Origin of the sequence: Flectobacillus sp. (genome assembly GCF_049240685.1) — a bacterium.
Taxonomy (GTDB): Bacteria; Bacteroidota; Bacteroidia; order Cytophagales; family Spirosomataceae; genus Flectobacillus.
In genome coordinates this window covers 1-14,638 of sequence record NZ_JBMLSD010000134.1, presented here as the reverse complement: position 1 = coordinate 14,638, position 14,638 = coordinate 1, and the positions used below count along the sequence as shown (strand labels likewise).

Annotated in this window: 14 protein-coding genes; 4 read left to right on the top strand and 10 right to left on the bottom strand. The window is 37.9% G+C overall.

Annotation, left to right across the window (positions count from 1 at the left end):
- Both ACOVQ4_RS06105 and ACOVQ4_RS06100 read right to left on the bottom strand, forming a co-directional pair.
- Positions 1-706 (bottom strand): tetratricopeptide repeat protein (locus ACOVQ4_RS06105; RefSeq protein ID WP_421819766.1); only part of this gene is annotated, 706 nt, incomplete at its 3' end.
- 381 nt (positions 707-1,087) lie between these two features.
- On the bottom strand, positions 1,088-1,606 hold the full coding sequence (locus tag ACOVQ4_RS06100) for a hypothetical protein (protein ID WP_421819765.1): 519 nt from the start codon (positions 1,604-1,606) through the stop codon (positions 1,088-1,090).
- A 356-nt stretch (positions 1,607-1,962) separates the two neighbouring features.
- Between ACOVQ4_RS06100 and ACOVQ4_RS06095 the strand changes: the two genes are divergently transcribed.
- The 4 genes from ACOVQ4_RS06095 to ACOVQ4_RS06080 are packed head-to-tail and all read left to right on the top strand — an operon-like array spanning position 1,963 to position 9,055.
- Positions 1,963-3,222, top strand: coding sequence for a YdcF family protein (locus ACOVQ4_RS06095; protein WP_421819764.1), 1,260 nt, complete (start codon positions 1,963-1,965; stop codon positions 3,220-3,222).
- A gap of 27 nt (positions 3,223-3,249) precedes the next feature.
- Positions 3,250-4,143 (top strand): hypothetical protein, encoded by an 894-nt coding sequence (locus tag ACOVQ4_RS06090; protein WP_421819763.1) that lies wholly within the window; start codon positions 3,250-3,252, stop codon positions 4,141-4,143.
- 31 nt (positions 4,144-4,174) lie between these two features.
- Entirely contained in the window at positions 4,175-7,495 is a 3,321-nt protein-coding gene (locus ACOVQ4_RS06085; RefSeq protein ID WP_421819762.1) for a SusC/RagA family TonB-linked outer membrane protein, read from the top strand.
- Between the two features lie 33 nt (positions 7,496-7,528).
- Positions 7,529-9,055, top strand: a complete 1,527-nt coding sequence (locus ACOVQ4_RS06080; RefSeq protein WP_421819761.1) for a RagB/SusD family nutrient uptake outer membrane protein — start codon at positions 7,529-7,531, stop codon at positions 9,053-9,055.
- Between the two features lie 440 nt (positions 9,056-9,495).
- On the opposite strand, the gene ACOVQ4_RS06075 is transcribed toward ACOVQ4_RS06080, so the two are convergent.
- The 8 genes from ACOVQ4_RS06075 to ACOVQ4_RS06040 all read right to left on the bottom strand — a co-directional run bounded on the left by ACOVQ4_RS06075 (position 9,496) and on the right by ACOVQ4_RS06040 (position 14,413).
- Entirely contained in the window at positions 9,496-10,221 is a 726-nt protein-coding gene (locus ACOVQ4_RS06075; RefSeq protein WP_421819760.1) for an NRDE family protein, read from the bottom strand.
- A gap of 100 nt (positions 10,222-10,321) precedes the next feature.
- Entirely contained in the window at positions 10,322-10,828 is a 507-nt protein-coding gene (locus ACOVQ4_RS06070; RefSeq protein ID WP_421819759.1) for a hypothetical protein, read from the bottom strand.
- Entirely contained in the window at positions 10,825-11,340 is a 516-nt protein-coding gene (locus tag ACOVQ4_RS06065) for a YceI family protein (RefSeq protein WP_421819758.1), read from the bottom strand. Before ACOVQ4_RS06065 ends, ACOVQ4_RS06070 begins: the two co-directional genes overlap by 4 nt.
- A gap of 28 nt (positions 11,341-11,368) precedes the next feature.
- Complete coding sequence (locus ACOVQ4_RS06060; RefSeq protein ID WP_421819757.1) at positions 11,369-12,085, bottom strand: hypothetical protein; 717 nt, start codon at positions 12,083-12,085, stop codon at positions 11,369-11,371.
- An 8-nt stretch (positions 12,086-12,093) separates the two neighbouring features.
- A complete protein-coding gene (locus tag ACOVQ4_RS06055) occupies positions 12,094-12,549 on the bottom strand; it encodes a DM13 domain-containing protein (RefSeq protein WP_421819756.1) in 456 nt (151 codons plus the stop codon).
- A gap of 276 nt (positions 12,550-12,825) precedes the next feature.
- A complete protein-coding gene (locus ACOVQ4_RS06050; protein ID WP_421819755.1) occupies positions 12,826-13,524 on the bottom strand; it encodes a Crp/Fnr family transcriptional regulator in 699 nt (232 codons plus the stop codon).
- Positions 13,525-13,574: 50 nt separating this feature from the next.
- Positions 13,575-13,958, bottom strand: a complete 384-nt coding sequence (locus ACOVQ4_RS06045; RefSeq protein WP_421819754.1) for a DoxX family membrane protein — start codon at positions 13,956-13,958, stop codon at positions 13,575-13,577.
- Positions 13,959-13,963: 5 nt separating this feature from the next.
- The gene (locus ACOVQ4_RS06040) at positions 13,964-14,413 is read right to left on the bottom strand and encodes a YHS domain-containing (seleno)protein (RefSeq protein ID WP_421819753.1); all 450 of its coding nucleotides are present in this window, start codon (positions 14,411-14,413) and stop codon (positions 13,964-13,966) included.
- Between the last annotated feature and the right edge of the window lie 225 nt (positions 14,414-14,638).

The window sequence follows — 14,638 nt, the reverse complement described above, 5'->3', positions numbered from 1 at the left end:
AACCGCCTTTAGTATCATTTCTAAAATAGTGCATGGCTCCTTTGAGCCCCCAATCGGAGGTGATAATATCGAGATAACCGTCATTATTAAAATCATCGATAATAGTTCCACCAGCCATATTCCGTTTATTAAGTCCCAAATTTGGGGCAATATCTTGGAAAGGTTTTACCTCATATCCTGAATTGTCTTTATCCAAATTAGGAATTAACCATTGCTTGGGTACTTTGTAGGGATAATCTCCCAAGGTCATGTAGGCAATGTTCAACAGCCACATAGATTCGTAATCCTTGGGATTTTGCTCAAGTAGTTTCGCATAAATTTCGACTGCCTTTTGTGAGCCCGTTTTGTTTTGATGAACACCAGCGTTTTTAATAGGTAAAATACATGATTCTGCCGAATGATTACTGATACAATTTTGGCGTTCACCCATTCGTAAGTATGCTACCGCATAGCTTTTGAGTATCTCAGAATAATGTCGATGATCCTCGGATACAGCATGTAAGATTTTCTCAAAAGCATTTACTGCTTCTTTTTCCTGTCCCATTTTCAGAAAACCATTGGCTTTAAAGAAGCTAGCTTGTAACCTCATAGCAGGATCGGGATGCTTGGTCGAAAGCGAGTCAAAGAATACAAACTCCGCTTCTGGGCAAAAAGAATTTTCCTTAACAAAATTTCTATCGTACGCATCTGATAAGTACTGCACCATTTGGTCATTTGAGCTTGACACTAGATAGCATGATTCACTAATGAACAAAGTAAAACATACATATAGGTAATATTTGAATTTCATGTTGATAGCGAGTTGAAAGGAAGCTTTCAATCCACTTGTAGGAGGAAAATCGTGATTGCACTTCACAAAAGGCAGTACTTTTTCCATCGACTGTCGCGTAAGGACACTCGATGTGGATATTTATTTTTTATAAATAGACAACGACTATTTTTTATTCAACAACTACAAATTTTGAGATTGAAAGTTTGATTAGATACAATAAAATTCTCCATAATCATTGTACACAATACTTTCCGAAAAGTAAAGGCACAGCAATTCCAGTCTAATGCAAAATCATACATCAGAAGAATAATTATTTTAAACAGAAGCCATTTCGGGAGGATTGAAAATACTTGAAGCGTACGTGTTTTTGTAGATGTAGGAATCGTAAAATTGATGTTTGATTTTCAGGTGTATACCATCAGAGATGGTTGTAAATGTAGGTGTAATATTTTGTAAATAACTTGAAGATAAAGACTTGCATAATTCTAGCGCCTTTTTGAGAGGCGTACTTTTACCAGAATGGTTATCCGAAAACTGCAAGCTGAAATCATCGGCAAGGGACTGATACCTTTGTTTGGCCGTGCTATTGGTTTTGATTTTGGTATAAAGTGTGTCGTTTGAGTAGTGTTGTTCGATGATATTATAAAACTCGCCTTGGTACTCGATTAAGCCTTCATGTTTTGTCAAATTGGCGAAGTCTCCACTGTAGGGAAGCGCAAGATGCACCTTAATTTCTATCCAACCATCATTTTTGTTAATAGGAGTTGCCTCTTGAATAGTTTTTTTGAAACAAAGCAACACCAGTCCTGTGCTAAACATATTGTATAGCAACAAACACAAGAATGTTATGCTGATGGCTTTTTTCAATAGACAAGTATTAGAGGTATCTTACTATAACAAAAGTAAATATTTATTTCATACAATTTTTGAGATTGCTAAAATTAAATTAAGCCCTTGATTGAAGATTTTCCGCTTTCAAAAGTCAGTTTGGCTCAAAATTGAATTTATTTTATATTTTCTCCAGATAATAATATTCACAATTTCTTAATCTAAACTTGTTGCTCACTTGACAGACTTGGCCCGACACTGCTATTACTTTTGCCCTCGAATTACACTTGATGCCTTCGTGCAAAGAGGTTATCTGTTTTCTATAAATGCTACCAATAATTTGAGGTGTTCGGTTCAAAATCATGAAAAAAACTATCTTTTCTATCCTTTGTCTGTGTGGATTGCTTTCAACGGCTTTGGCACAACAAACGATAAATCCTGTAAGTAGTCAAACGAAAGAGACCAATTGGGTTCAGCGCAAAAACTACTTATTTCTGACTTTGTTGGAGGAATCCAAATCGCTACGTTTACAGTTGGAAGAAGATGAAGTCTTACAAAAACTGGCTGCTCAAAAAAACTCACAACTTGCAGAAGCACTCAAAAATTGCGCTTCAAAGCCCGCTTGCTTAATCGAATCACTTCGATTTTCAGAAGAAGAAATTAAAACTGTATCGCTTCGTTTATCACAATTATGCACTAAAGGTAGTTTGTTAGAAAATCTGGTAAAACTGTCTTTAGCACCATCAATGGCTTATGGAAATATTGATAATCAGGATGTTAATATTTTATTGCAAAAAGCTTGGATGCAAGATGCTCGTGGTGTAAACTGGACAATTGGGGTATATTTGGGTGGTCAAAAACCGAATTATCCGTTGATAGATTCTATTGCTTTTGATATTACTAAAAAAGGTTATTATCAATTGCTGGGCGACCTGACTCGTGCGGTTCAGGCAAAAGTGAATGGCTCAAAACTGTTCTTTTTACCAACACTGACTTCGGCGTTATTTGCCTTAGAAATCAATGAAAGAGAGCAAATCGCAGACTATGAACCTATGGCGAGTGGAGTCAACAAACCTGTTGTTGACCGACTCAAAACGATTGCTTGGAACAAATATCCGTATTCACTGATTTTGGTGCCTGGTGCTGGTCCTGACATAAAGGATATGCCTTTGAGTGCCGAAGGAATGATGCGTTGTCGTGTGGCAGCAGTTAGATATTTCGAAGGAAAAGCTCCTCTCATTGTTGTATCTGGTGGGAAAGTACATCCTTACAAAACGCCTTATAATGAGGCAATTGAGATGAAAAAATATATGGTCGAAAAGCTTCATGTACCTGCCAATGCCATTTTGGTAGAACCACATGCTCGCCATACTACGACCAATATGCGTAATACCGCTCGTTTGATTTTCCAGTACGGAATACCAGCAGATAAACCATGTATTACTTCAACGTCGGTTTCTCAAAGTCAATATATCCATGAGTTGAATTTGGATAAACGATGTGAAAAAGAATTGGGATATGTGCCTTATCGTAAAGGAAAACGTATTTCTGAAACCGAAGCGGAATTTTATCCATTAATTGAATCCATGATGCTTAACTCATTGGAGCCAATGGACCCGTAATAGGTCGTAACACTTCATCTTTATTTTATGCAATTATCTATATTAATCAAATACCCACTGATGATGGGATTGTTGGCTACGTCTTTTTTGTGGGGAGCAAGCCAATTACCTGAGATTTCTATTCAGTTAGAAAAAACCTTTAACCTCGATTCATTGGGTGCTGGACAAGGAATCAGTCGTATTGGAAATCAGTACTTTGCTTATGGTGACCGTGAAATTGGGGTGATTCGTGAGTATAAACGTCTTGGCGATTCATTGGCCTATCAGCACAAAGAAATAGCCTTGAGCATTGATGGAAAAGATGTAATTGGGCATCCCACAGGAATAGCTTATCATAAAGGACTGCCTACGTTTATTGGCAACAGCGTGCGCCTAAACCCCGAAGGAACACAATGGAAGGCTGTTATTTACCAAGTAGATTGGAAAGGTTTGCAAAATACCAGAAAGCTCGATAACAACCTTATCTCGATAATCGACGACGATGCTTGTATCCAAGGCACTCGCCCCGAATATGTACAATACAAAAAACAGTGGTATGTCGCTACCGCTGATTATGGTAATCGCAAAAACGAAGTACGTTTATACAATCCGTTAGCGCTGGCAAAAGCGCAAAAGACCTCCGAAAAAGGAGTTTTATACAAAAAGTTTTCGTGTGGAGCTTTTGTACAAAATCTTTTATGGATACCCGAAAAGAAAATACTGGTTTTGATTCAAAATCAAATTGAAGGACGACGCTGGCGCTTCAGTTTTTTGGATTTTGAAAAATCCATCGAAACAGGAGAACAGGTGGTTTTAAAAACAATAGATATTGACAAAGCCGATGAATTAGAAGGGTTTACCCTTTCTGGCAACCTTCTAGAAGGTTTTGCAGTGACCTCTTCACGCCGTATGAATACTACATTTATCCGCTTACAATGGTAATGTATCACAACAAAATTTAATTCCATTTTTTATGCAAAACATTTTACAAAAACAGCTTGTCCTGAAGGCGCTATTATGCTTGTGCCTATCGGGTACGGTAGCTGTTATGCCAACCCAATCCGTAATGTCGGCAACCTTGGGCAAAATGGCAAATCCTGTTACTGGAACCGTAACTACGTCCAAAGGTGAGCCTTTGGCTGGCGTAAACGTGTATGACAAGACTTCCAAAAAAGGAACTGTAACTGATGCTAAAGGTAGATTTACTATCCAAACTACCGAAGGATCAGTATTAGTTTTTTCATTTGTAGGTTTTGATAGTCAGACAGTTACCGTCGGAAAATTTTCTAACTTGACGATTCAGTTAGCAGAAAATTCACAAGAGCTTCAAGAAGTAGTTGCGATTGGGTACTCTACTGTGCGCAAGAGTGATGTAACGGGTGCTATTTCGAGTGTAAAAGCCAAAGAATTGAATCTTACTACGCCTACCGTTGGTCAGGCTTTGGTAGGTAAAGTGGCAGGGGTACAAATTTCACAAGTAAGTGGCGCACCCTACGTAAGTACAAAAATTCGTGTGCGTGGTGTAGGTTCTATCAATGCCAGCTCAGATCCATTGTATGTGGTGGACGGTTATCCTGTAGGAAATGACCTTTTTATCAACCCCAATGATATTGAAAGTATTGATATTTTGAAGGATGCTGCCTCGGCTGCTATCTATGGTTCAAGAGCTGCTGGTGGGGTAGTATTGATTACAACAAAACGTGGTAAAGAGGGTAAAGGACAATTCCAATATGATGTGCAATATGGGCTTAATCAATTAAGCAAAAAGGTAAAATTGCTCAATGCCGAGCAGTTTACGCAATTGTTGATTGATGGGCACAATAATACGTACAAGGATTTAATCTTAAATTCTGGAAAAACATGGTCTGATGCCATGTATTCTGACGACAACGCAACTCGTGTCGCTAAAGTTGGAAATGCTTCTTCTGTGAGTTTACCACCAGATTTGTATGATTTTGCTAATCAGAAAATGATTACGCCAAAATACAACACCGATTGGCAAGATGAGCTCTACCAAACTTCTATGGTACAGCGTCATAACTTATCTTTTACGGGTGGTAATGGTTCTACTCGTTATGCGATTAGCGGTGGATATTTGAGTCAGCCCGGTATTATCAAAAGTACCAAACAAGACCGTATCAACTTCCGTGCGAACGTAGACGGACAGGTTATCTCGAAGTTACGTGTAGCTGCCAACTTGGCAATTACAACCAACGAAAACCGTGAGGTTCAAGAAGGTCGTTTCAACCAAGGCCCAATTATGGGAGCGCTTATTTATATGCCAATTTTCCGTGCGTATAACGATGATGGTTCATTAAGGAAAAATGAAGCTGCGGGTCTTTCGGCCAATTATGCCTACCAATCAGTTGAAAACCCAGTAGCTCTAGCAACTGAAACTAAGATTTCGAGAAAAGGTGTAAGAGGTACTTTTAGTAGTAATGCTTCTTACCAGATTTTACCGAGTTTGTTGGCTAAAATTAACCTTGGCTTGCAGACTTACAACGAAAAATATGAGTTTTACCAACCCACAACTTTGAGTAATGGTGCCAACCCTCCAGGCTCTGCACAAGCCATTGCAGCAGCCAATGCGGTAGCCCAAACACGCTCCGAAATGGATAAGTTGGTAGAATATACCTTGAATTTCAACAAACAATTCGAAGGACATTCGATTGGTGCATTGGCGGGTTATTCGGCACAACAACTAGACATTGACGTAATTAGTGTAACGGCGAAAGGTTTCCAAGATGACCGTATTCCAGAAATTACTGGTAAAGGTGCTGACGCAACCAATTTTACTCTGAATGGCGCAACTGGTAAGTCAACCACTACTTTACTTTCTTACTTGGCTCGTTTGTCGTATAACTACAAAGAAAAATATTTCTTAACAGCTTCTTATCGCCGTGATGCGTCTTCTCGTTTTGGTCCACTAAACCGTTGGGGTAATTTCCCTTCAGTATCTGCAAGCTGGGCGCTTTCAAACGAACCATTTTTTACAGAAAAATTTGGTCCTGAAACAAGTCTAAAACTTCGTGCTAGCTGGGGATTAAGTGGAAACAACAATATTGGTAACTACGGTTTTGCTCAAACGATGTCAAGCCCAACAGGTGTTGTTTTTGGTAATGGAACTGTAGCGTCGGCGGTGTATCCCAATGCTTTACGTGACCAAAGCTTGGGTTGGGAATCTACTTCTCAATACAATATCGGGGCAGACTTGGGCTTATTCAACAACCGTATTTTCTTGATGGCTAACTATTATTTGAGTCAGTCAACAGATTTATTGTTTAACCAACCAGTTTCGGCGGTATCAGGAACATCAACGATTTTAACAAACTTACATAATTCTAAAGTTCAAAACCAAGGCATTGATTTACAGTTAGATGCAAGAGTTGTTCAAACTTCAGATTTCCGTTTGAATCTTTCTGGAAACTTCTCGCTTAACCGTAATAAGGTACTGGATTTAGGTGGAGCAAATACCATCTTGACTAACGGAGCAGAACGTTCATACTTGACACATATTACGCAGGAAGGTCAACCAATCGGGATGTTCTACGGATTCAAAGTAAAAGGTATGGTTCGCGAGTCTGATATGGCTAATATCGCAGAAGATAACGCTAACTATAACGCCGCAACTCAGACTTATACTGCTGGGTATAAAATCAAAGGGCCAGCTCGTTCAACAGCTTCGAGTAACTCTTTAAAACCGGGTGATTTGTACTTTGAGGATACTAATGGCGACGGTGTTGTCAATGATTTGGATAAAACGGTTATTGGTTCGCCCTATGCGAAGTTTACTTACGGTTTTGCGATTACTGCTTCTTATAAAAACTTCGACTTTACTTCATCTTTCAACGGAGTTTACGGAAATCAAGTACTTGATGGCCAGTACTATTATACTTTCAATATGGAAGGTTCGGGTAACCAATATGCTGATGCTGTGAATCGTTACCGCTCAGAAGCTGAGCCTGGCAATGGAATGATTTATCGTGCTTCTCGTGGGGGTACACAAAGTAACAGTACTCGTTTGTCGACCTTCTATTTACAAGATGGTTCATTTATGAGATGCACCAACATGACCTTAGGATTTACGATTCCTGACAATTGGTTGAAAGGACAAAAAGGCTTGAGTGGCGCACGCATTTATCTGGCAGTAGACAACGCCTTTACTTTGACCAATTACAGAGGTTATAACCCCGAGGTTGACTACAACAACGGCGCAAACCTTACGCCAGGGGTTGATTACGGAAAGTATCCGCTTGTAAGAGCTTATACTTTGGGAGCCAAGTTGACTTTCTAGTCTTTTGTAGAAAACTATTTTAAAAAGAGAAAAATGATTAAGAAAATATCACTTTTGGCACTTGTAGCGCTCAGCTTAAGTGCTTGTTCGGACGATTTTGTAACACAAAACGACCCGAATGCCGTAAATGCTACAGACTTTTTTAAAACCGAAAACGACGTTTTACAAGCAGTCAATGGCGTATATCAGTCTTTGAGAAGTTCAAATAACATTGGTGAAAACAGTGGATTATATACCGACGAACGCTCAGACGATGCTGGTCGTAACGATAACCAATCAAATGCTGGAGAGCCATTTCAGTTTAATGATTTCTCTATTTTGCCAAGTAATACTTATTTGAAAAGCCATTGGCTAGCACTTTATCAGACTGTTGCTAGAGCCAATCAAGTTATTTCTAATATTGATAAAGTAACATACACCACAGCGGCCAATAGAGATATTTATAATGCTGAAGCAAAGTTTCTGCGTGCTTTAATCTATTTTCATTTGGTTCGTAAATGGGGTGATGTGCCTTTGGTTACTCAGCAATTAAATACGACAACCGATGTAAAAAACAGCACTTTCCGTGAAAAGAAAGAAAAAGTATATGATCAAATCGTAGCTGATTTGAAAGAAGCTGTCAATTCTAACTTGCCTAACCACCAGCCTGCATCTGACAAAGGTCGTGTGTCAAAAGCTGCTGCTAATGCTTTGCTTGGTCAGGTGTATTTGACTATGGCAACGACCTTAGATCAGGCCAATCGTGGGGCAAATTTAGGAAATGCTAAAACTTATTTGTTGGCAGCCTACAACATGAAGGCATTTACTTCATTGAAGGATATTCCTTATGCAGATGTGTTTGATGTTGCTAAAAAGACGACAAACCCAGAAATCATTTTCCAGATTGTGAGCAAACAAGGCGATCCAACGTATTCGTCTTCCATCGCAGCTAATAACCAAGCGAAAGGCGAAACTACGAATTCCCTTAAACCAAGCAACGGTGTAGGTGGTAACGTAAAGGCTGATTTGGTAAAAGAATACGAAGCAACCGATTTACGAAAGGATTTCTCTATCAAATATGCCAACGATGCAACCGTAAAAGATTGGTATATCACCAAATTTAGAGATGTAAGTTCAGCCGCAGGGGCTAATGGCTATGGTGGCAACGACTGGCCTTTGATTCGTTATGCCGATGTAATTTTGATGTTGTCGGAAGTAAGTTTGTATTTGGGTGAAGAAGCTAATGCGATTATGTATCTCAACCAAGTACGCGAGCGTGCGAAGTTGCCAACGTATGAGGTTTCGAAATTAGACCCAACTTATAGTCAGAAATTCCCAACCTTAAAATTGGCTATCTTGCACGAGCGTCGCGTGGAGTTGGCATTCGAACATCACCGTTGGTTTGATTTATTGAGATTCTTCACGGCTGCTGAGTTAGTTAACTACATGAAAGCCAAAGCACAATCAGATTATGGAACAGCTAAAGTTTCAAACTTTGGTACAAAGGATTACTATTTCCCAATTCCATTTGATGAATACAAATTAGACCCTGTAAAAATGTACCAAAATGCAGGATACTAGGTGATAATGTAGAATTGTGAGTGGTGAATTGTGAATTGTGAGTATCTTTTTGTCCTTGCCTAACATGAGTCATCCCAAATTTTAAGATTGGGATTATCTTCCATAATTTTCATAAAAAAGGGGTCGGAATATATTTCCCGACCCCTTTTTTGAGGCTATTATGCTAGATTTACTTGGTTTGAGACGCAAGCATTGCGTCTCTACTCGTAGAATCTAAATTTTAACATAATCACTCATTCGCTCAATCACTAAATTTGGGATGACTCATGTTTTTTTGCCATCGTTGGAGTTTTCTCCAATGATTCTACGTAAGCAATGATTGTGTATTGAGTAAGTTTGTTGGAGACAACTCCAGCAAAGACTAGGAGACTATTATTTTGCTGAATGCCCAAAGCTGAAAGCCGACAGCCGACAGCTCAATAATCCATCCAGTAGAAATATCATTCCACTTCATATTCCATAAAAACCCGATAGTCATACGTTTTTTCTTGAATCAAATCTTCGTAATGAATCGTAAATTCATCTCTGGTAATAGTGTATTGCGTAATAGAAACGGTTTTTAATTGATTGTCAAAATTTACTTTAAGATTACTTTTGGCATAACCTTTTCCACCAAAATGATGAAAGTCTAACAATGATTCTTTTGTTGGTTTTTCCTCCAAAAAGGACTTAAACCAATCTTCTCTTTCTTGAATAATTTTAGGCGAATAGAGTGTTACCGATGACCAAATATATGCGTTATCAGCATCTTTTTGTTGATACAGCACTTCTTTGCCTGTCCATCTTACCTCATGCAAAACACGCTCTTTTTGACTTTCAATAATAATTAAGGTAAAAGGTTCTATTCCATCAAAATCGTATTGTAATAAAAATAAACTTAATGAATGATAGTCAAAAAAGTCGAGAATAACTTTTCCACGACTCTTTCGGTAAGGAGGTTTGGGGACATGTTTTTCGATGCCCCCATTCAGCAAACAAAGCGTATAGTTTCCGCAACTTCCTATCCAAGTTCCGTCTCCTTGGGGGTCTTTGGGAAAAAATACATATTGTCCTCCAAGCTGATACTTTTTGGGCGGAAGCGCCAATGTTCTTGAGACAGCTTCGTCTCTATTTGATGTCAGTATAAATCCTTGATTTTCAGTTGGAATATAAGTCAATACGCACATATTTTTGAGTGCAATTTAAGAATGATGAATTGTGAGATTTTAGCTGTTCAGCCTTTATTGGCATTATTTCCAAGAAGAATAAAAATTGAAAATGCTCTATTTATGCTGAAATACTTTCACGGTATTTAACCGTTGAATAGGCCACCCCAAAATCCGACGCAAGAGATATTTCTGGAAAATTTTCTTGAATTCCAATACGCAACAAGGCAAAATGATGAATCGCATGTTCAATCAAGTAAACTAGCTCGCGCTGTACATTTGATATAACCATTTCTGGAATAATGTTATCGTAGTAAGTGGCCATCAATAATGACTTTTGACCGTCAGAAATTCTTGAAATATTATGAGTAATACTGTCTAAACAGTCAAGTGTATACGTTAAACTATTCTCGATTAGGAAATCTCTTTTTCTTGCATCATAATCAACGATACCATCTTCGAGTCCGAGTATGAAACATTGAAAAAACTCAACAGTGTGACGAACATGTTGCCCTACAGAACTCCCGCTAAATACGGCTAATGGTTGCGTGTATTGTGCTGTGTCCATGCTGGATAACAAGTCTTTTAACTGAGCGATTATTTCTAAAGAAATGCCTTTGCTTCTCATATTGAGGTAGTGTTTAGTGTAACAAAAATTGTAACAATATCACCCAGCAACGAACTGGATTCGCCAATGCCAAAGTCTAAGCGATTGATTTGAAAACTAGCTTTAAAGAGCCCAGTATTGCCTGTTTGTACGAAGGTAAAAGGGATTTTAAGGCTTTTGGTTTTGTTCCTCATCGTTAAATCAAAGGTACCAATATATTCATTGGCCTTGTCATTGCGCTCAACCTTGGTACATGTCATATCGATTTTCGGGTATTTTTCCACATCAAAATACTTGGCTCCTCTCAATGTTTTGTCCCGTAAGCCCAAACCTGTGTCTATCGTTTGGGCTTCGAGGCTGGTATTCATACTGGTTTTTAGTAATTGATTGGTGTCAAAAAATATCGAACTTGTCAAGCCTTTAAAGCTACCCTCAGCCGTTGAGCCAAAAGCATGTTTGATTTTAAAGGTTATACTGCTTGAAACCACTTTCCAATTTTGAGAAAAAGTTACACATGGTTGTAGCAACAACATACCTATGAATATTCCTCCTAAGAAATACCTACTTTTTGGAAGGTAAATGGTAAGAGATTGCCAAAAAAGGTTGCAATAATTTATGTCTAAAACGGTCATTTTCAAAGGTTAATAAACGTTCTGTTTTATATTCTAAAAATTGATAATTAAATCCTGTGCGTAAACTCCATTTATTGTTGAGGTGATAGGCGACATAAAGTTCAGAATTTAAACTTCCTATGTCGCTATCGCTTATCAACAGCAAATTGAAAGTAGTAGGGCTAGCCATTTGTGTAGTATTATTGAGTGAGGGAGATTCGGCAGATACGAATTTTCCGCTTTGTTTTCCTCCAAAACTTACCCCAATAGCATCAATATTAAATCCAATATCAAATTTCTTGAAACTGTATTGTAAGACTATTTTGGCATTAAACGAACCTAAGGCCGTTTTTGACAATCGTAGTGTATCTATATTCCCAACAAGATCATCTGCAAAAAGTGCGAAAAGACTAGACTGCGCAGAAGTTAAACGGGCTGGGGCAGTTCTGTAATTCTTTTCACCACCGAAAAACGCGGTCGCTCGTAAACCCCAGCCGATTTTAAATCTTTTACTTTGCCCTAAACCGTAAAGTTTTTGGTATGAAAATGATGGCGCAAATGACTGTCCAAATGCAATTGACAAATCGACATCTTCTTGAATTTTGGCATATTGCCCAAAGGTTGTTATTGAGCATAGCATCAACAACAGTAAAATTATTTTTTTCATAAGTTATCTTATTTGAGTTCAGCGGCGCCAAATAGCACCGAAAAGCTTTTGCACCAGATTAAAACATGGTTTCTTTTCTTAAAGTCTATATCACCAGAAATGTCATAGATGATATTTCCGTTTTGAACTTTATCAGAGATTTGAATAAAGTTAGTCACCGCTCGATCTTCTGCTAAATAAACTCTTAAATCTGGACCAGCGTCAGTTTTAAAATTTTCGAGTACTAATGTGTAACTCTTCTGCGCTGAATCAGCATAAATTTTAGCAATTCCAGAGGTTTGATGAACCGCATTTTGAAAACTACCCATAGCAATTAATTTCTTGCCCGAAGTATAGTTTTTAGTACTCATGCTATCGAGTGTTTTGGGTACTGAAATAGGAACATTTACAGCGGGTGTAATTTCTTGGGTACAGGCTGTCACCCCACCTCCAACACATAGCCAGAGGATTATGTATTTAGTCATAAGTTAAATGGAGAAGTTTAAATGAATGTAAAATAAAAATCAACTAGTTGGCTTACGGCTTTCAGCGATGGGCATTCGGCAAAAATATATCTATCTCTACAAAAAACGATTAAACACTCTTTGCCTTGTGCCTAAGGCATTCAGGTATCAGCTTTCGGCGGTGGGCTTTGGAAAAAAGCATGGCTGTGGTTAATAAAAACATTTTAACACTCTTTGCCTTGTGCCTGTTGCCTGTTCCCTAAAACACATAAATCAAATCTAATTTTGCAGCAATACCTAGCTTTTTACACCCATGTAATTAGCGGCTATTTTCGCTTTTTTGAGAATGATTTCGGTGCGAGAATAGTCCAAAACACCTTTTTCTTTAAATTCATTAAACAACTGCGTTACTGTTTGTCTTGTGCTACAAATCAAACTAGCTATATCCTGATGGGTGAGATAATTATGGAGTACCACATCTTCATCTTGTTGAGTACCTTCTTTCGACGCCCATTCGTTCATGAAGCTCATAAATCGAGTACGCACATCCTTAAACATCAAGTTGGCATATCTGTTCTGTAATCTTTTGAATCTGAATCCTATCCACTTTGTGTAAGAAAGTCCTAATTGAGGATTTTGTTCAAGAAGTTTTTCAAAATCCTCCATCTTAAAACTACAACAGATTACGTTGTCAGATACCGCTACTGCGTATTCGTCCGAATCGGATTCGATAAGGGTAAATTCTCCAAAAATATCTCCTTTTTGAATGATATCTTTTACGATTTCATTGCCATTATCATCTACTTCCACAATTTTCAGAGTACCCTTTTTCAAGAAATATACCCTGACAGACTCATCATGAGAAAACAAGATAATTTCACCCTTCTTCGCTGTTTTGAAGTTGGATATCATGCAAATTGATTTTAACTCAGAAGAAGAAAGCACGCTAAAAAGTCTGTGGTCTCTTAAATACCAATATTTTGTGTCTAAATTCATAGGTATTTTGGGGATTGATGATTCCCAAATATACAAAAATGCTTAACCTTTTAGATAACAGTTTGCAAAACCATGCTAATCTCTCCCCTTCGTTGATATACAATCCAAGCGCAGCAAACCATGGTAGCAAGAGCCATAAAGAATAACTGTCCACCGTCGCCCATAATCTCGATTCCGAGTAGGAAGAGGTGAGTAACAACAGCACCAAACATTAATCCTACACCTAAAATTGCACCCCAAATAGCCTTTCGGTTGATTAATAACAGCGCAGAAGCCACTAATTCTAAAATACCTGTGCCAATTCTGCCCCAAGGCTCAATACCAATACTACTAAAAATATACACGCTTTCTGCTGCTCCCGAAAACTTAAAAAATAAAGTCTGAAGCATAATAATGGCTGGAATTAATCTTACCAGTAGGTTGAAGGTTTTCATAAGGTTTATTTAAAAATTTTGGTCCAATTACTATCAGCTTGCTTTTTTAGTTTTATTTCTTCCTTTTTCCAATCGTCTAAAGTATTAGAGAAAAAGTTTTTGTAAAACAAATATAGTTTCCCCTCATAGATACGATAATTTTCTGGGTCTACTTCAACTTTTTCGCCTTTGGCACCCATTGCATACGCGCACCATCCTCCGTAGGCGGGTTCGTATTTTTCAGGCGCTTTTTTAAAGGATTCTAGATTATTCGAATTAGCAAAGCGGTAATTAATACCCTCGTAATTGTAGGTCAAATTTGCTTTACCTTTTAAAGGTTTATTGGAAAAATAGCTAACAGGGTCGTAGCCACTAATTGCTGTATTTTTTTCCAATAAAAAATGTTTTTGTCTGATATTCTGCGCATTAACTACCATTGAAAATAGTACTAAGGTAATGCATAAGATATTTTTCATTTCTTTTCTCTGTTTGTTTACGATACAAAGTTGAAGAAAAGCCAAGATTCCATTTGTCGGCTAGGTGACAATGGAAAGAGGAATTTGAAAATAATTGTATCATTACCAATATGTAATCATAAAATGATTTCTATCAATTTAAACCGATTGCATTTTATATCTATTCCTAGTCTTTTGGCAACGTTGCCGGTAACGATTGCGTAAAAAAATCAAAAACAATATTTG

Coding starts and splice junctions, on each gene's coding strand:
- ACOVQ4_RS06080 (WP_421819761.1), top strand. CDS start 7,529: ATGATTAAGAAAATATCACTTTTGGCACTTGTAGCGCTCAGCTTAAGT.
- ACOVQ4_RS06045 (WP_421819754.1), bottom strand. CDS start 13,958: ATGAAAACCTTCAACCTACTGGTAAGATTAATTCCAGCCATTATTATG.
- ACOVQ4_RS06050 (WP_421819755.1), bottom strand. CDS start 13,524: ATGAATTTAGACACAAAATATTGGTATTTAAGAGACCACAGACTTTTT.
- ACOVQ4_RS06070 (WP_421819759.1), bottom strand. CDS start 10,828: ATGAGAAGCAAAGGCATTTCTTTAGAAATAATCGCTCAGTTAAAAGAC.
- ACOVQ4_RS06095 (WP_421819764.1), top strand. CDS start 1,963: ATGAAAAAAACTATCTTTTCTATCCTTTGTCTGTGTGGATTGCTTTCA.
- ACOVQ4_RS06085 (WP_421819762.1), top strand. CDS start 4,175: ATGCAAAACATTTTACAAAAACAGCTTGTCCTGAAGGCGCTATTATGC.
- ACOVQ4_RS06040 (WP_421819753.1), bottom strand. CDS start 14,413: ATGAAAAATATCTTATGCATTACCTTAGTACTATTTTCAATGGTAGTT.
- ACOVQ4_RS06055 (WP_421819756.1), bottom strand. CDS start 12,549: ATGACTAAATACATAATCCTCTGGCTATGTGTTGGAGGTGGGGTGACA.
- ACOVQ4_RS06090 (WP_421819763.1), top strand. CDS start 3,250: ATGCAATTATCTATATTAATCAAATACCCACTGATGATGGGATTGTTG.
- ACOVQ4_RS06060 (WP_421819757.1), bottom strand. CDS start 12,085: ATGAAAAAAATAATTTTACTGTTGTTGATGCTATGCTCAATAACAACC.
- ACOVQ4_RS06075 (WP_421819760.1), bottom strand. CDS start 10,221: ATGTGCGTATTGACTTATATTCCAACTGAAAATCAAGGATTTATACTG.
- ACOVQ4_RS06065 (WP_421819758.1), bottom strand. CDS start 11,340: ATGTTGTTGCTACAACCATGTGTAACTTTTTCTCAAAATTGGAAAGTG.